17 protein-coding genes are annotated in these 15,556 nt (G+C 69.8%); 10 read left to right on the top strand and 7 right to left on the bottom strand.

The features are described from left to right. Window positions 1–127 precede the first annotated feature (127 nt). The 5 genes from CWS50_RS08150 to prfB all read left to right on the top strand — a co-directional run bounded on the left by CWS50_RS08150 (window position 128) and on the right by prfB (window position 3,275). On the top strand, window positions 128–337 hold the full coding sequence (locus tag CWS50_RS08150; RefSeq protein WP_127842390.1) for a hypothetical protein: 210 nt from the start codon (window positions 128–130) through the stop codon (window positions 335–337). An 88-nt stretch (window positions 338–425) separates the two neighbouring features. Beyond that, window positions 426–800: a TadE/TadG family type IV pilus assembly protein gene (locus CWS50_RS08145; protein ID WP_243118246.1), complete on the top strand. Its 375-nt coding sequence runs from the start codon at window positions 426–428 to the stop codon at window positions 798–800. Then, window positions 797–1,339: a peptidase T4 gene (locus CWS50_RS08140; RefSeq protein ID WP_243118245.1), complete on the top strand. Its 543-nt coding sequence runs from the start codon at window positions 797–799 to the stop codon at window positions 1,337–1,339. Before CWS50_RS08145 ends, CWS50_RS08140 begins: the two co-directional genes overlap by 4 nt. Continuing rightward, entirely contained in the window at window positions 1,339–1,974 is a 636-nt protein-coding gene (locus tag CWS50_RS08135) for a glycosyltransferase (RefSeq protein ID WP_341472714.1), read from the top strand. The genes CWS50_RS08140 and CWS50_RS08135 overlap by 1 nt, the downstream gene beginning before the upstream one ends. 179 nt (window positions 1,975–2,153) lie before the next feature. Then, window positions 2,154–3,275, top strand: coding sequence for a peptide chain release factor 2 (gene prfB, locus CWS50_RS08130; protein WP_127842389.1), 1,122 nt, complete (start codon window positions 2,154–2,156; stop codon window positions 3,273–3,275). Between the two features lie 47 nt (window positions 3,276–3,322). Here prfB and CWS50_RS08125 read toward each other — a convergent pair whose 3' ends face one another. From CWS50_RS08125 to CWS50_RS08115, 3 genes are all read right to left on the bottom strand, one after another. Further along, window positions 3,323–3,577: a type II toxin-antitoxin system RelE family toxin gene (locus CWS50_RS08125; protein ID WP_127842388.1), complete on the bottom strand. Its 255-nt coding sequence runs from the start codon at window positions 3,575–3,577 to the stop codon at window positions 3,323–3,325. A gap of 132 nt (window positions 3,578–3,709) precedes the next feature. Next, window positions 3,710–3,841: a hypothetical protein gene (locus CWS50_RS13825; RefSeq protein WP_256329549.1), complete on the bottom strand. Its 132-nt coding sequence runs from the start codon at window positions 3,839–3,841 to the stop codon at window positions 3,710–3,712. An 87-nt stretch (window positions 3,842–3,928) separates the two neighbouring features. After that, window positions 3,929–5,065, bottom strand: coding sequence for an LD-carboxypeptidase (locus tag CWS50_RS08115; RefSeq protein WP_243118244.1), 1,137 nt, complete (start codon window positions 5,063–5,065; stop codon window positions 3,929–3,931). A gap of 172 nt (window positions 5,066–5,237) precedes the next feature. On the opposite strand from CWS50_RS08115, the gene CWS50_RS08110 reads away from it, so the two are divergent. After that, window positions 5,238–6,185: a CPBP family intramembrane glutamic endopeptidase gene (locus CWS50_RS08110; RefSeq protein WP_127842387.1), complete on the top strand. Its 948-nt coding sequence runs from the start codon at window positions 5,238–5,240 to the stop codon at window positions 6,183–6,185. Window positions 6,186–6,546: 361 nt separating this feature from the next. Further along, on the top strand, window positions 6,547–8,229 hold the full coding sequence (ettA, locus tag CWS50_RS08105) for an energy-dependent translational throttle protein EttA (protein ID WP_127842386.1): 1,683 nt from the start codon (window positions 6,547–6,549) through the stop codon (window positions 8,227–8,229). 58 nt (window positions 8,230–8,287) lie between these two features. Here the strand turns inward: ettA and CWS50_RS08100 are convergent, their stop codons facing one another. Then, on the bottom strand, window positions 8,288–8,632 hold the full coding sequence (locus CWS50_RS08100) for a hypothetical protein (protein ID WP_127842385.1): 345 nt from the start codon (window positions 8,630–8,632) through the stop codon (window positions 8,288–8,290). Between CWS50_RS08100 and CWS50_RS08095 the strand changes: the two genes are divergently transcribed. After that, window positions 8,631–8,813 (top strand): hypothetical protein, encoded by a 183-nt coding sequence (locus CWS50_RS08095; protein ID WP_127842384.1) that lies wholly within the window; start codon window positions 8,631–8,633, stop codon window positions 8,811–8,813. The two genes, CWS50_RS08100 and CWS50_RS08095, sit on opposite strands and share 2 nt — an antisense overlap. A gap of 94 nt (window positions 8,814–8,907) precedes the next feature. On the opposite strand, the gene CWS50_RS08090 is transcribed toward CWS50_RS08095, so the two are convergent. From CWS50_RS08090 to ptsP, 3 genes are all read right to left on the bottom strand, one after another. Then, window positions 8,908–9,456: a hypothetical protein gene (locus CWS50_RS08090; RefSeq protein WP_127842383.1), complete on the bottom strand. Its 549-nt coding sequence runs from the start codon at window positions 9,454–9,456 to the stop codon at window positions 8,908–8,910. A gap of 435 nt (window positions 9,457–9,891) precedes the next feature. Beyond that, entirely contained in the window at window positions 9,892–10,899 is a 1,008-nt protein-coding gene (locus CWS50_RS08085; RefSeq protein ID WP_127842382.1) for an acyl-CoA thioesterase, read from the bottom strand. Next, window positions 10,896–12,590, bottom strand: coding sequence for a phosphoenolpyruvate--protein phosphotransferase (ptsP, locus tag CWS50_RS08080; RefSeq protein ID WP_127842381.1), 1,695 nt, complete (start codon window positions 12,588–12,590; stop codon window positions 10,896–10,898). The genes CWS50_RS08085 and ptsP overlap by 4 nt, the downstream gene beginning before the upstream one ends. Window positions 12,591–12,828: 238 nt before the next feature. Between ptsP and CWS50_RS08075 the strand changes: the two genes are divergently transcribed. Then, complete coding sequence (locus CWS50_RS08075; protein WP_127842380.1) at window positions 12,829–13,056, top strand: PTS sugar transporter subunit IIB; 228 nt, start codon at window positions 12,829–12,831, stop codon at window positions 13,054–13,056. A 240-nt stretch (window positions 13,057–13,296) separates the two neighbouring features. Next, window positions 13,297–15,546 (top strand): 4-alpha-glucanotransferase, encoded by a 2,250-nt coding sequence (gene malQ, locus CWS50_RS08070; protein WP_127842379.1) that lies wholly within the window; start codon window positions 13,297–13,299, stop codon window positions 15,544–15,546. Window positions 15,547–15,556: the final 10 nt, after the last annotated feature.

Here is a 15,556-nt window from a genome sequence, read left to right as displayed (position 1 = left end):
CCGCCACCGGCGCGGCGGACGCCGGCCGCCCAGCGCCCCGTCCAGGCCCTGTCCCGGTACCTGTCCCCGTCCCTTCTTCCCACCCTCGGATCCTCCCACCCTAGATCCTTGCGAGAAAGGAGCTCGTATGAGCAGCATCGTCCGTCTCCGGGCCAGGCGTCTTCTGGCCAGAGGCCGTGACCTGGGAACCTGCGGCCCGGAGCGGGGCGACGTCCCCGGCTGGGTGCTGGTCACCCTCATGACCGCTGGGCTCGTCGTCGCGCTGTGGGCAGTAGCGGGACCAACCCTCACTCAGGTCTTTGTCGACGCGATCGGGCGGGTCACCGGTGCGGTCTGAGCCGTGCCGGTCCCTCCTGGTGCGTGTGTGCCGTACCGGTCCTCGACGGCGGGCCGGGTGCCCACGGCCAGGCGAGAGCGGCTCGGCTGTGACCGACTTTGTCATGGTGAGCGCGCTTGTCCTGGCGGTGGTGGCCTTGCTGCTCCAGCTGGCCCTGGGGCTGCACGTGCGCAACGTCCTCACCGACGCTGCCGGGGAGGGAGCCCGGCGGGCGGCCCTGGTCGGCGGCACGCAGCAGGAGGCGGAGCAGCGGGTACGCAGCCTGGTGGACTCCGCCCTGGCGGAGGGATACGTCCAGGAGGTCGCCGTGACCCGTCACCAGGTCGAGGACCTCGTGGTCGTGGAGGTGAGGGTGACGGCGCCTCTGCCGTTCCTCGGCCTCTTGGGACCGGGAGGCGTGGTGGGTGTCACCGGGCACGCTGTCGACGAGGCCTCGCTCGTCGGAGTCGAGGAGCAGCGGTGAGCGCCCTGAAGCCGCTGCGGCGCGCCGCAGGCTGTCGGGGCCTCTCCGGGAGCCGCGTCTTCTGCCTGCCGCAGTCCCTGTCACAGTACGGGTCGCAGCGCACGTCGCGGTCCCTGCCGCGCTGCCCGGCCGGGACGACGCGGGAGGGCGGCAGCGCCTCGGTGGAGTTCATCGGATGGACGGCGGTCGTCGTGCTGCCGCTGGTCTACCTCCTGGTGGTGCTCGCCCAGGTGCAGGCAGCCTCCTTCGCTGTCGTCTCCGCGGCCGACGCGGCCAGCCGGGTCCTGGAGGTGGACGGCTCCTCGCAGGCGGTCGGCCGGGCGCGTGTGGCAGCCGGGCTGGCCCTGTCTGACCAGGGGGTGGAGGCCGACCCGCTCACGGCCCTGTCGCTGAGCTGCGCGTCCGACTGCTCTGAGCGGGTGGTGGTCACCGTGGAGGCCAGTGTGCCGCTGCCCGGACTAGCGGCTGCTGACCTGAGGCGTGAGGCCGTGACTGTGGAGGCCCGGCGCTCCGTCACTCTCGCAGACCAGGAGGAGTAGTGCGCCCGACCCAGCCACTGAGGCTGCCACTGCGCCCGCGCCGCCCGAGGCCGCTGCGGCCGCTGCCGAGGGTGCTGCTGGGGGCGCTGTCGCGGCGCCCGTGGTCCTGGCGGCGCCTGCGCGACCAGGACCACGGGCAGGTCCTGGTCCTGGGGGTCGGGACTGTGGTGCTTGTCCTGGCGCTCCTGCTGGTCGGTACCTCGGCCACCGTCGTCTACCTCGACACCAAGACGCTGACCGCCCTGGCGGACTCGGCCGCTGCTGCCGGTGCCAACGGTATGGAGGAGGCGTCCTACTACCAGGGCTACCGGGAAGGCAGCCAGAGGAGCCACCAGGGTGCAGGGGGTGAGGACGGCGGAGCATCCAGCGGCGCCGGGGGCTCCGGGGAGGCGGGTCCTGTCGTCATCACCACGGCGGGGGTGGAGGCTGCCGCCCGTGCTGACGTAGCGGCGCAGGCTGCGGCGACCGGGCTGGACGGGGTGCAGGTTGTCACGGCTGAGGCTGTGGACGGCTCCCTGGCCGTGGTCACCTTGAGCGCACGGACCCGCCCGCTCCTCCTGCCCTGGGGAATTCTTCCCGAGGCGGGACTGACCATCACGGCCACGGGGTCCGCTCGGGTGACGACGCAGCCCTAGCTGTCCTGGCAGCCTCAAGGACCGGAGGCGCCACAGGTCCTGGCCGGGGTCGGCCCGGGACAGGTCCGGAGCCAGTCTGGGGCCAGTCGCCTCGTCCCGGCAACTGCCCGGGACCTGCCTGTGCGTGGCCGTGGGCAGCCTGCCCGGGGCTGGCAGGAGGGGTGCCGTAGACTCCCTCCGTGGCCACTGACTTCTCCTCCGAGATCGAACGACTTCGACACACCTACGCCTCTGTCGCCGCTGTCAGCGACCCTGAGGCGCTGCGTGCGCGCATCGCGGACCTCTCCGAGCAGGCCTCCGCCCCCGACCTGTGGGACGACCCGGATGCTGCCCAGGTGGTGACCTCCGCCCTGTCCCACGCCCAGGCCGACCTGGCGCGCGTGGAGAAGATGGGGGAGCGGATCGACGACCTGGAGGCCATGGTCGAGCTCGCCGGGGAGGAGTCGGGCCAGGACGCCGCGGAGATCCTCACCGAGGCGGAGGCGGACCTGGCCGCCATCAGCACGGACCTGGCTGAGCTGGAGATCCGCACCCTGCTGTCCGGTGAGTACGACCAGCGCGACGCCGTGGTAACCATCCGCTCCGGCGCGGGCGGCGTGGACGCCGCCGACTTCGCCGAGATGCTGCTGCGCATGTACACCCGCTGGGCCGAGCGGCACGACTACCCGGTCAAGATCCTCAACACCTCTTACGCCGAGGAGGCCGGGCTAAAGTCCGTCACCTTCGAGGTGCACGCCCCCTACGCCTACGGCACGCTCAGCGTGGAGGGTGGCACCCACCGCCTGGTGCGCATCAGCCCCTTCGACAACCAGGGCCGCCGCCAGACCTCCTTCGCGGCCGTCGAGGTCATCCCGCTGATCGAGTCCACCGACCACATCGACATTCCCGAGACGGACATCCGAGTCGACGTCTTCCGCTCCTCCGGCCCCGGCGGCCAGAGCGTCAACACCACCGACTCGGCCGTGCGCATCACCCACCTGCCCACCGGGCTGGTGGTGTCCATGCAGGACGAGAAGTCGCAGATTCAGAACCGCGCGGCCGCCATGCGCGTGCTCCAGTCGCGCCTGCTGCTGCTCAAGCAGCAGGAGGAGGACGCCAAGAAGAAGGAGCTGGCGGGCGACGTCAAGGCGTCCTGGGGCGACCAGATGCGCTCCTACGTGCTCAACCCCTACCAGATGGTCAAGGACCTGCGCACCAATTACGAGGTCGGCAACCCCGACTCCGTGTTCGACGGCGACATCGACGCCTTCATCGACGCCGGCATCCGCTGGCGCAAGCAGCAGGAGCAGGCGGCCGACTGAGCCTGCGAGAGTGGCCTTTCGGCTGGCGTCGGTCCGGGCGGCCCCGGTCAGCGGTACACGTCGCGGCGGTGTTCGGGCGTGACCACAACGACGACGAGTCGGCCGTCGTCGATCGTGTAGATGATGCGGTAGTCGCCCACGCGTGCCCGCCAGGCGGGGCGGCCTTTGAGGGGGCGGCATCCGGGAGGATACGGGTCGGTGGCGAGCAAAGCTATCGCCCCCTGGATCCGGCGCTGGTCCCGCTTGTCGATGCGCCGCAGAGCTTTGAGCGCCGCGGGGCGCACCTCAATCTCGTATCGCACGGGTGGCCGCTTGCTCAGTCGATCCCGAGGTCGGCCTTGACCTCATCCCAGGGGATATTGGGTCCCTCCTCGTTCATTGCCGCGTCGTATGCGGCGATGTCCTCCTGGTCCTCCAGTGCCTCGAGCATGTGCTCATAGGCCGCCGGACTGATGAGTACGGCTGCGGTCCGGCCCCGGTTGGTTAAGGAAGACGGCGTCCTCGTGCGCCTTGTCCACCAGAGCGGGGAGCTCGGCGCGGGCACGGGACATGGTTACGGTGGTCATGACTGAAATGTACGTTTCGGTAAGCGAGTTGTACAGAATTCGGCTCGGGTGCCCGCGCCTGCCGACTCTGCCCGGTGAGACAGGACTTCAGACGTATGAGGCGGTAATCCGCCGGGAGGCGGCATCGACGGTGAGCGTGCCTCCGTGGGGGAGGATCCACTGGGGGCGAGTATGGCCGAAGGGGACTCCTGCGCATACCGGTGCCGCCGTGTTGTAGTGCCGGATGACCTCAAGCGCACTCTGGGCCTGCTCCTGCCGGTATTGCGCACGCGCCTGGGCGTCACGCGAGACCTGGAAACTGGTTGCGGGCGCCCGGGCCAGCAGTACTGCGGCCGCGGCCGTGAGTACCCCGCGTTCTCCCAGAGAGCGCAGCATGCCCGCCACCAGTTCCCGGCCGGGAAGCAACTCGGAGGTTTCCAGTATCAGAACGCAGCCATCAAGGTCTCTGGCGTCGGCATGGATACGCCCTGCGGCGAGGCCGAGTACCAGCACCTCCAAGCATCCGCCCCAGCCGGGCCCGCTGGCTGCGGTGGAAGGCCCGTCCCACAGCCAAGGTTCCGTCTGCTCGCGGGTCCCGTATTCGCTCAGCGCTTGCGGATCGGCCCAGTCCTTGCCGAAGTCCTCCGAGTATCCCGGCTCGGTGACTTCCAGAGTCTCACCCGTCAGCAGTGCCGCACGCAGCGAGGCCCGATGAACGGCGTCGACCTCGGGCCCGGGTCCTAGGTGAACCTGGGTGGCGCCGCCGTGGAAGCTGCACACGCCGTGCTCCCACAGCCACTGGTGCAGGTTGGTGTTGTCCGAGTAGCCGAGCACCGGCTTGGGGTCTGTCAGGACGGGCTCGACATCAAGGAGTGGCAGGACCGTCATCTCATCGTCACCGCCCGCGGTGGCGATGATCGCGCGAATGCTCGGATCGGCGAAGGCGGCGTTCAGGTCGTCGGCGCGCTCGCGCGCGCCGGCTCCGAGACGGCGGGTCGTGGGGAACTCCACCGGCACCAGACCGGTTATGGCGTGGAGTCGCTCCAGCGCCTGTTGGTGAACAGCGGGACCGATGGCGGGCACTGCCAACGACGGCGACAGCACCGCAATCTTGTCGCCCTCCTTGGCCTTACCAGGGCTGACCAATTGGCTCATGCCCTTGAAGTGTAGCCGGGGCTCCGCGCGGGCGCAGGAGGAGCGACGACGCGGGCTCGTCGTCGAGCATGCGCCGTGGCCGTCGAGCATGCTGTCCAGAGTGCCGTTCTCGTGGGCCGTTCCACGTCCGCGAGAGTTGACCCGCGTGCTCCGGGGCAGGCTCGGGGAGCACCCGGGCACGCCCCTGATTCTTCGGCGTGTCTTCCCTGGTTTTGACTGTGATTCCTGGAGTGGGCGCATGGGCCCGCTTAGCGTGGTGGGCATGAGCGCTCACGAGATCACCGGGGCAGGGGTCAAAACCGAGGCGGGGCCGGAGGCGCGAGCGAGTCGGCCGGGCCCGGGCGGCGCCGCGGCGCGGGTGGCGATCGCTATCGCGGTGATGCTGCTAAGCACCACGGTGCCGACGCTGATCATGGCCATACCGGGAGTAGAGGCGCTGCTGGACGGGAAGGTCTTCGGCCGGGGGAATACGGGGTTGCTGCTGGTATGCCTGGCAGCGCTCGCGATCATGTCCCTGGCGACGGCGTGCGCCTTCCTATGCGCCCGGATACTGATCACCCGTCTGGATCACGTCCGATCCGCCGACCTGGCAATGCGCCCGAGCCCGCGTGCGCTGGCCTGGTGCGTCGGCATGATCATCACCGCCTTCTTGGTCGTATCCGGAACAGGGCTGTTGGGGGATCTGCTGGGTGTCGCCCGGGTGGAGCCCGCTGTGCCGGGCGACACGTGGTGGTCCGCCATCCTGATTCAGATCGCCCTGGGGTTCTTTCTGCAGGGGATCCCCGAAGAACTGGTGTGGCGTGGCTGGTTGTTCCGCTCACTCGGCTCCACCCGGACGGCGGCGGCCGTCTCGGTACTCGTATTCACCGTCATGCACTTGGCCTCCCAGGGCGGCCAGGAGGGATGGGGCGAGCGCTTCATCTATCTGGCCATGCCCTTCGGCTTCGGGGCGGCGGCGATGGCGGCACGCTGGGTGTCGGGCTCTACCTGGGCGGCTGTAGGTGCGCACGGTGGATTTCATCTGTCCAACCTGTTGGCGGTGGGTATCGGCGTCCCCGTTGACGAGCCGGTCACCTGGGTTGTCATCGGCTGTCTGTGGCTGGTCGCCGGGGCGATCGTGCTGCTTCTTCACAAGACGCGTGCCGGTCGCGCAAATGCTGCGGTAGGTGCCTGCACTCAAACGACAGGCCGGGTGACCTCCAAGCGGTAGGCATTCGGATGGCCGTCATCCGTGCGTGAGTCCGAGCTATATCTGGACACGTCTGTCCCGGCGCGAGACCCCTGGGACCTGGGAGTTCTCTCATCGTCGGGGTGACCGGGCCTCCAGGTGTGTTTCGTACCGCGCCTTGCGACGCGGTCTTGATGTCGAAATACCGTCAACCGATGCTCAGCGGCGGCCGCGCACGTGCACGGCGTCACTGGCCCGCGCCGTCGCCCCGGGTCCGCGGCTCCCGTAGGCTGGGCGGCAGTGCGTGCCGACGACGAGGGCCGCACCCCGGCGCAGTCGGGGGAGCATCGTCGTCGGGGCGCGAGTGAATCCGAGCAACCCCTTTGAAAGGCGTATCAGACCTGTGGCTGAATTCATCTACCAGATGATCAAGGCGCGCAAGGCGCACGGTGACAAGGTCATCCTGGATGACGTCACCATGGCTTTCCTCCCGGGAGCCAAGATCGGCATGGTCGGCCCCAACGGCGCCGGCAAGTCCTCGATCCTGAAGATCATGGCGGGCATTGACCAGCCCTCCAACGGCGAGGCCCGGCTGTCCCCGGGCTACAGCGTCGGCATCCTGCTGCAGGAGCCGCCGCTGAACGAGGAGAAGACCGTGCTCGGCAACGTCGAGGAGGGCGTGGCAGAGATCAAGGGCAAGCTCGACCGGTTCAACGAGATCTCGGCCGCCATGGCTGACCCGGACGCCGACTTCGACTCCCTGATGGCCGAGATGGGCACCCTCCAGGACCAGCTCGACGCTGCGGGCGCCTGGGACCTGGACTCCCAGCTGGAGCAGGCCATGGACGCGCTGCGCTGCCCGCCCCCAGACGCCGAGGTCAAGCACCTCTCCGGTGGTGAGCGCCGCCGGGTGGCCCTGTGTCGCCTGCTCCTGGAGGCCCCTGACCTTCTCCTCCTGGACGAGCCCACCAACCACCTGGACGCCGAGTCGGTCCTGTGGCTGGAGCAGCACCTGGCTGCCTACAAGGGCGCGGTCATCGCCGTGACCCACGACCGCTACTTCCTGGACCACGTGGCCCAGTGGATTGCCGAGGTGGACCGTGGTCGCCTCTACCCCTACGAGGGCAACTACTCCACCTACCTGGAGACCAAGGAGAAGCGTCTGGAGGTCCAGGGCAAGAAGGACGCCAAGCTGGCCAGGCGCCTGCGCGAGGAGCTGGAGTGGGTGCGCTCCTCGGCCCGGGGGCGTCAGGCCAAGTCCAAGGCCCGCCTGGCCCGCTACGAGGAGATGGCCGCTGAGGCCGAGCGCACCCGCAAGCTGGACTTCGAGGAGATCCAGATCCCGCCGGGTCCTCGCCTGGGAAACCAGGTCCTGGAGGCCACCAACCTGTCCAAGGGCTTCGACGGGCGCACCCTCATCGAGGGGCTGTCCTTCACCCTGCCGCGCAACGGGATCGTGGGTGTGGTGGGACCAAACGGGGTGGGCAAGTCCACCCTGTTCAAGACCATCGTCGGCCTGGAGCCGCTGGACGGCGGCGAGCTCACGATCGGCCAGACTGTCACGCTGTCCTACGTGGACCAGACCCGGGCCGGCATCGACCCGAACAAGACCCTGTGGGAGGTCGTCTCCGACGGGCTGGACTACATCCAGGTCGGCCAGGTGGAGATGCCCTCGCGCGCCTACGTGGCCTCCTTCGGCTTCAAGGGCGCCGACCAGCAGAAGCCGGCCGGCGTGCTGTCCGGTGGTGAGCGCAACCGCCTGAACCTGGCGCTCACCCTGAAGCAGGGCGGAAACCTGATCCTGCTGGACGAGCCCACCAACGACCTGGACGTGGAGACGCTGGGGTCCCTGGAGAACGCGCTGCTGGAGTTCCCCGGCTGCGCGGTGGTCATCACCCACGACCGCTGGTTCCTTGACCGGGTGGCCACCCACATCCTGGCCTGGGAGGGCAGTGAGGAGAACCCGGCCAGCTGGTACTGGTTCGAGGGGAACTTCGCCTCCTACGAGGAGAACAAGGTAGCCCGCCTGGGCGCGGAGGCAGCCCGGCCCCACCGCGTCACCTACCGCAGGCTGACTCGCGGCTGAGGCGGGGCGCACCCTCAGGCAACAGAAACGTCGTAGGACAACACGGCGCCACGTTGTCCTACGACGTTTCTGTTGCCTGGGAGCGGTGGGCCTGGGGCGGAGGCCTCCTGCCGGGGAGGGGGACCAGTCTGAGGCTGGCAGCGGCCAGGGCAGCGAGAGCCACCGCTGCCCACCACGCGCTGGGACGACCTGCCGGGGCCATGAGCCACGCCCACCAGTAGGCAGTGCTGTCATGGTCGACGCCGAGGACCCAGTAGGTGGACACCAGCAGCACCTGTGCGACGCAGGCGGCGCTGGCCCCGGCCCACCTGCCGAGCGTCAGGCCCGTGCCTGCCAGGATGAGGGTGTTGCGGGCAAAGGTCGGCACACCCAGGACGAGCGCGGCCAGGCTGGTCGCGGCCATGACGGCTGCCAGCACGCAGACCAGCCTCAGCAGGACCGTGTGGCGCCCACGGGCGCTGACCTCTGGGACCCGCCAGGGCGGTGACACCGCCCTGGCAGCGCAGGTCCACGTCCTCAAGCACCAGGTGACGGCGCCGCAGGACCACGCTGGCTCCCTCGACCTCCAGGGCAGGGTGCCCTGAGCCCAAGGCCTCGGCGCGGGCAGCTGCCACGGCGCCTGTCCCCGCTGGTGCCCCCATCGCCATGAGCGGCCCCGTTCCGTTCCCGCTGGACCACTCAGTAGTCAAAGGTCGGGTAGGCGTAGATCGAGCAGGAGTCAGGTACCGGGACACCCATCTGCGCGCAGACCTGGACGTGGCCTCGGGCACGCCAGTCCTCGCTGTTGAGCCGGAAGGAGGTGTCCATCTCCTCTGTCGTGTTCTGGATCTCACGGGTGGACTCAGTACCCCGGCTGGTCCACCTGGTCACGTTGTCGTTGCCGGCACCGTAGGTGTAGCCGCGAGTGGTGGCGTAGACGGGGTTGCCGTCACGGCGGGGGTCGGTCAGGACGTAGTGCGTCGTCGCGGAGGCGTAGTCGTTGTTGGTAAAGGTCCCTGCGCCGTTGACGCGCTCAATACTGTTGTAGAAGGAGTTCACTGGTCCCCAGTTGGCTGCGCTGGCCGGGCTGGAGGCTCCGAAGAGCCCGACGACGAGCGCTGCGGCGAGGGCGAGGGCGAAGGCTGCTGCGTGCCGCCTGAGTGCATGACTGACAGTGGCGAGAGGTGCAAGGCCGACATCTCCTTTGACAAACCGGCGCGCCCCGGCCGTCCCAGCACGTGTGGCCACCGCCTGAGACAACCGGGCTGCTCCGGTGTCGCTGGTTGCTGGTTTTGCTCCCGGTACTGCGGGTAACAACGACGCTAACATCGCTGTATCTGGCACGCAAGGACAGTCACGGTGTATCAAGAGGTCTGAGGGGGCTGCTGACGGTGCTGGCGTGCGGTCACGCTGAGCCTGCTGTGGCGCGGCAGCACGGACGCGTCCCGGTGTGCTGCCCGGCGCGACCACAGGCGCCCCAGGGCGGACGACGTTCAGCCCGGAGCGAATATGGGGTGAGTGGTAAGCCTTGTGCGGTGCGGCAGCCGAGGCGATTAGGCCGGGCGCACCCTCAGGCAACGGAGACGTCGTAGGACAACACGGTGCCACGTTGTCCTACGACGTCTCCGTTGCCTGAAGCACCCAGGGTGCCTGGGCACCCTGGGTGCTCTGCGGGGCGCGCCGTCAGGCCGTCGGCGTCTCCTCCGCTGGCTGCGCCGCCTGCGTCGGCGCTGCTGCCTCCTCTGACTCCTCCACCCGGATGGACCAGCGTCCGGACCCCCGGGAGGAGGAGGTGGGCATGCGCACCATGCCCTCCTGGGCGATGGTGCACACCAGGCGGCCCGCAGAGTCGAAGACCTGGGCGCGGGCCATGCCCCGGCCCTCCTGTGAGCCAGGGGAGTCCTGGGCGTAGAGCAGCCAGTCGTTCATGTCCACGTCGCGGTGGAACCACTGGGCGTGGTCCAGCGTGGCCAGGCTCAGCCCCTCGCTGCGCCAGCTCAGCCCCTGGCTGCGCAGCACCGGCTCCAGCATCACCTGGTCGCACACATAGGTCAGCAGCGCCCGGTGCACTGTCTGCGAGGCGCTATCGGGGACGCGACCGCGTGCCCGCATCCACAGGTGCTGGACCCCGCTGGCCTGGCTGGCGGGCCTCAGGTACAGGTTCCCCTCCACGTGGCGCAGGTCAAAGGCGGCGGTGCGTCCCAGGAACTTGGCCACCGGGTGGTCGATGGTCCGGAAGATCTCCAGGGCGCTGGTCAGCTCCTCCGGTCCGGGCACCTGCGGGGCGGCCGCCTGGACCTGCACCCCCTCCTGACGCTCCTGGTAAGAGGAGATCATGGACAGGATCGGGACGCCGTCCTGGCAGGCCGTGGTACGGCGCTGGGAGAAGGACCGCCCGTCGTGGAGGCGCTCCACGGCAAAGGTGATGTCCTTGTCCGGCTGACCGCCACGCATGAAGTAGGCGTGGACCGAGTGCGCCGCCCTCTCTCCGTCGCCGTCGTCGGGCACGGTGGCGGCTGCGGCCAGCAGCCCCTGGGCCACCACCTGGCCACCGTAGACACGGCCGGAGAGCTGGGGCAGGCTGCCACCGGTGAATAGGTCCTCCCCGTCTCCTGGGGTAAGGGCAAGGACCCGGGTGACCGAGCCCAGGGGCTCCTCGGTGGCACTAGGGACGGGGTAGGGGCGCGTCACAGACCGAGCTCCTCCAGGACCGGGAGCCCGGAGCGCACCGCCGAGCGGGCCTCCTCGGCGGTGGGGCTGTCGATGGCCAGCTGTGCCAGGCGCTGGCAGTCGGCGAAGTCCACGGACTTCAGGACCGCGTCGACGTCGGGCAGCGCGCGTGCCGTCATGGACAGGCTGGCCACTCCCAGGCCTACCAGCACGACGGCCAGCGCCGGGTCCGCGGCGGCCTCGCCGCACACGCCGACAGGGCGCCCGTGGGGGGCCGCGCCGTCGCAGGCGGACTTGATGAGGCGCAGGACCGCCGGCTGCCAGGCCGTGGACAGGTCAGCCAGGGAGGACAGCAGGCGGTCGGCGGCCATGACGTACTGGGTCAGGTCGTTGGTGCCGATCGAGGCGAACTCGGCATGCTCGAACATCTTGTCCGCCATGATGGCCGCTGAGGGGACCTCGATCATCATCCCTGCCGTCCTCAGGCCGTAGGAGCGGGCCTTGTCCACGAAGGCCTGCGCCTCCTCAGCCGTGGAGATCATCGGGGCCATGACCCACACCTTGGCCTCGGTGGCTGCCTCGGCCCGGGCCAGGGCCTCCAGCTGGTGGTCCAGGACCTCGGGGTCGCGGCGGGAGGTCCGGTAGGCGCGCACCCCCAGGGCGGGGTTGGCCTCGGAGGCGTCGGTGAGGAAGGGCAGGGGCTTGTCCGCCCCGGCGTCCAGGGTGCGCACCACGACCTTCTTGCCGGGGAAGGCCTCCAGGACGGCCTTGTAGGCCTCGACCTGCTGGTCGATGCTGGGCTCCTCGGGCTGGTCCAGGAAGCAGAACTCGGTGCGGAACAGGCCCACCCCCATGGCGTTGGCCTCGGCCGCGGAACGGGCGCCGTCGCCGTCGCCGACGTTGGCCAGGAGCTGGACCTCGCGGCCGTCCCGGGTGGCACCGTCGCCGTGGAACTCCCGCACCCGGCTGGCCAGCTCACGGGCACGACGCAGGGCATCCTCCGACGGGTTGACGGTGATGGTGCCCTTGGTCCCGTCCACCAGCACGATGTCGCCCTCGGTCAGGGCGTCGGTCACCTCGGCCCCGGCGCCCACGATCGCCGGGATGCCCAGGGAGCGGGCCAGGATGGCTGTGTGGGAGGTGGGGCCGCCCTCGGAGGTGACGAAGGCGACGACTTTCTCCGGGTCCAGCAGGGCGGTGTCAGCAGGGGCGAGGTCCTCCGCGACCAGCACGAAGGGCTCGGGGTGGCGGGGGATGCCGGGCATGGGGGAGTCGGTGAGCACCGCGATGATCCGGTCGCGGACGTCGGCCACGTCGCGCGTGCGCTCGGCCATGTAGCCCCCCAGGGACTCCAGCATGGAGGCCAGGGTTCCCGCCGACTCCCACACCGCGCGCGCCGGGACCAGGCGCCGCTCGCGGATCATCGCCTGGGCCGAGGAGGTCAGGGTGGGGTCGGCCGCCATCTGGGCGGTCGTCTCCAGGAGGGTGCGGCCCTCTCCCTTGGCCTCGGCCGCCGACAGCTCCAGGCCCTTCTTGACTGCCAGGGCAGCGGCCGCGACACTGTCACACGCCTCCTCCAGGTCCGCAGCCGAGGGCAGGGTCTCGATCTCCGGCTCGGGGATCGAGGGGGCCATGCGGGCGACTGGCCCGGCAACCAGGCCCGGGCTCACGCCGATGCCTGTGAGGGTGGTGGTGTCGGTGGACGCTGTCATTGCGCTGCTCCTGTCGGAGACGGAACGGGATCGACGCACATTCTGCCTTGTCGGGGCCGGGCGCGAGGGCATTCCGCCAGGGGAAGAAAAGTATCTTGGCTCTCGGGTGTCCTGCGTGGCAGGCGAGATGGGGGAGCCGGGGCTGGGATAAGGTTGGCCACAACCACAACAGGCCTCATCCGTCCGGGGCCCGTGCGTCCGAGCGGGGCGCGAGCGGGGTGGGCGTTAAGGAGCATTCATGAGTAACGCAGCGGACATCGTCGCCGGCCTCGGCGGGCAGGACAACATCACCGCCCTGGAGCCCTGTATCACGCGGCTGCGGGTGGAGGTTGTGGACCAGGAGAAGGTGGACGAGGAGGCGCTGCGCGCCTGCGGCGTCTTCGGGGTCGTGCGATCCGGCCGGGTCGTGCAGGTGGTCGTCGGTCCTTCTGCCGACGAGATCGCCGCGCAGATTGCGAACCTGTGACTCAGGTCTTGCCTTTACGGCCCGTCCCCTGAGCGCCCGACATACCACCTGACGTCCCGACGTCGTCGCGGGCAGCCCGGCTGGGGTGCGGCGAGCCCGAGTGCCCTGGCTGGGACTGTGAGGCAGACTTGAAGCCGCTGCCCTGCCCCTCTGTTGTCCCCTGTGCGGGCGCTGCGGCCCGCGCAGGAAGGATGCGGGGAGCCCGTGCCAAGAACCGACCGCAAGGCTGAACCCACACGCATGAACGAGCCCACCTCCCACCGAGCAGACGTCACACACGTCCATGAGCCCGCCTCCGAGCGTCTGAAGCAGCTTGCCGAGGCCCACGGGGTCTCGACCGAGTACTGGGACTACCACGGCCACCTCGCATCGCCGTCGCGCGCCACCCTGGAGGCTGTCCTGGACGCGCTGGGGGTGAGGGCGCACAGTGACCAGGAGATCTCCGAGGCCCTCGCGGAGCACGAGGTCGCCCCGTGGCGCCGCACCCTTCCTCCCGTAGTCGTGGTACGGGCCTCCTCCACGACCACGGTCCCGGTCCACGTCCCCGACGGTGCTGCGGTCACCCTGAGCGTGCGGCTGGAGGACGGTCGGGTGCGCCCGCTGCAGCAGGTGGAGGACCTCACCCTGCCCCGGGAGGTGGACGGCACCATGATCGGCCGCGCCTCCTTCTCCCTTCCACGTGACCTTCCCCTCGGGTGGCACACGCTGGTGGCCCGGGTTGGCGGTGCCCAGGACGGCCCTGCCGGGGCTGTCGGCACGGTGACCAGCACAGTGACCGGCACGGTGACCACCCCCCTGGCGGTCACGCCGGACCGCCTGAGCCTGCCCCAGTCGCTTGGTGAGCGCGGGTGGGGTGCCATGGCCCAGCTCTACTCGGTGCGCTCGCGAACCTCCTGGGGGGTGGGTGACGCTGATGACCTCACCGAGCTGGTCAGCTTCCTGGGGGACAAGGGGGCCGACTTCCTGCTCATCAACCCCCTGCACGCGGCCGAGCCTGTCAGCCCCATGACGCCCTCGCCCTACCTTCCGGTCACCCGGCGCTTCGTCAACCCACTCTATATCCGGCCGGAGAACATCCTGGAGTTCTCGCGCTTGTCGGGACCACGCCGCTCCCTGGTGCAGTGGGCCGTGGAGGAGGTCCGGGACTCCGACCTCAGCGCGGAGGCGATCGACCGTGACGCCTCCTGGAAGGCCAAGCGTGAGGCCCTGGAGGTTATCTTCGCCGCCGGGCGCTCCTACTCCCGCCAGCGCGACTTCGAGCGATTCCGCGCTGAGGAGGGGGAGGGGCTGGAGCGCTTCGCCCTGTGGTGCGCCCTCACGGAGAAGTACGGCCCACTGGCGCAGTGGCCAGCTACCCTGCACGACGCCGACTCCGCCTTCGTCGCCAACGAGGCCCGCACGCTCACCGAGCGGATCGACTTCTACGCCTGGCTCCAGTGGGTCGTTGACGAGCAGCTCGCCCGGGCACAGGAGGAGGCCAGGGCCTCTGGCATGGCCCTGGGCGTCATGAGCGACCTCGCCGTGGGCGTGCACGCCTACGGCGCTGACGTGTGGGCCGAGCCGGGCGCCTTCGCCCGGGGGGTGACGGTCGGGGCGCCGCCGGACATGTACAACCAGCAGGGGCAGAACTGGTCCCAGCCGCCGTGGAGCCCCACCTACCTGGCGGAGTCCGCCTACGCCCCCCTGCGTGAGATGCTGCGCACGGTGCTGCGCCACTCCGGTGCGCTGCGTATCGACCACGTCATCGGGCTGTTCCGCCTGTGGTGGATCCCTGCGGGGATGTCGGCCGACCATGGGGCCTACGTCCGCTACGACCACGAGGCGATGATGGGCGTGGTCCTCCTGGAGGCCTACCGGGCCGGGGCCGTCGTTATCGGGGAGGACCTGGGGACGGTGGAGCCGTGGGTGCGCGACTACCTGACCAGCCGCGGTGTGCTGGGTACCAGCGTGCTGTGGTTCGAGAAGCAGGAGGACGGGTGGCCGCTGCAGCCCCAGGCCTACCGGCACCTGGCGCTGTCCACGGTCTCGACCCACGACCTCCCGCCCACGGCGGGCTACCTCGCTGAGGAGCACGTCGAGCTGCGTGAGCGGCTGGGGCTGCTGACCCAGCCGGTGGACCAGGTGCGCACGGAGGCGCGCATCGAGCGTGACCGGATGCTGTCGCGCCTGCGTGAGCACGGGCTGCTGGGGAACCAGCCCACGGAGCGTGAGGTGATTGAGGCGCTCCACAGGTACGTGGTGCGTACCCCCTCCGTGCTGGTCGGTGTCGCGCTGACCGACGGTGTCGGGGAGCGCAGGGCACAGAACCAGCCCGGCACGGACCAGGAGTACCCCAACTGGAAGATGCCGCTGGCCGACGGCTCCGGCGAGGTCGTCATGGTCGAGGACCTGCCCGGCAACGTCCGCCTGTCGAGCCTGGTAGCCGCCGTCAGCAAGGAGTTCTCTGAGCTGTCCGGGCGGCCTTCCCACCTGACGGCACGCTCCCACTGACAGCCCGCAC

The organism is Actinomyces wuliandei (genome assembly GCF_004010955.1).
In the GTDB taxonomy this organism is placed as follows: Bacteria; Actinomycetota; Actinomycetes; order Actinomycetales; family Actinomycetaceae; genus Actinomyces; species Actinomyces wuliandei.
The sequence above is the reverse complement of the archived record's forward strand: the minus strand, read 5'-3'. Positions and strand labels throughout refer to the sequence as shown.

Bases quoted from the DNA above. Each gene is read 5' to 3' on its own strand.
- CWS50_RS08115 (WP_243118244.1), bottom strand. From the start codon at position 5,065: ATGCTCGACGGCCACGGCGCATGCTCGACGACGAGCCCGCGTCGTCGC.
- CWS50_RS08095 (WP_127842384.1), top strand. From the start codon at position 8,631: ATGACGGCTGCCAGCACGCAGACCAGCCTCAGCAGGACCGTGTGGCGC.
- ptsP (WP_127842381.1), bottom strand. From the start codon at position 12,590: ATGACAGCGTCCACCGACACCACCACCCTCACAGGCATCGGCGTGAGC.
- CWS50_RS13825 (WP_256329549.1), bottom strand. From the start codon at position 3,841: ATGACCACCGTAACCATGTCCCGTGCCCGCGCCGAGCTCCCCGCTCTG.
- malQ (WP_127842379.1), top strand. From the start codon at position 13,297: ATGAACGAGCCCACCTCCCACCGAGCAGACGTCACACACGTCCATGAG.
- CWS50_RS08100 (WP_127842385.1), bottom strand. From the start codon at position 8,632: ATGGCCGCGACCAGCCTGGCCGCGCTCGTCCTGGGTGTGCCGACCTTT.
- CWS50_RS08110 (WP_127842387.1), top strand. From the start codon at position 5,238: ATGAGCGCTCACGAGATCACCGGGGCAGGGGTCAAAACCGAGGCGGGG.
- CWS50_RS08150 (WP_127842390.1), top strand. From the start codon at position 128: ATGAGCAGCATCGTCCGTCTCCGGGCCAGGCGTCTTCTGGCCAGAGGC.
- CWS50_RS08075 (WP_127842380.1), top strand. From the start codon at position 12,829: ATGAGTAACGCAGCGGACATCGTCGCCGGCCTCGGCGGGCAGGACAAC.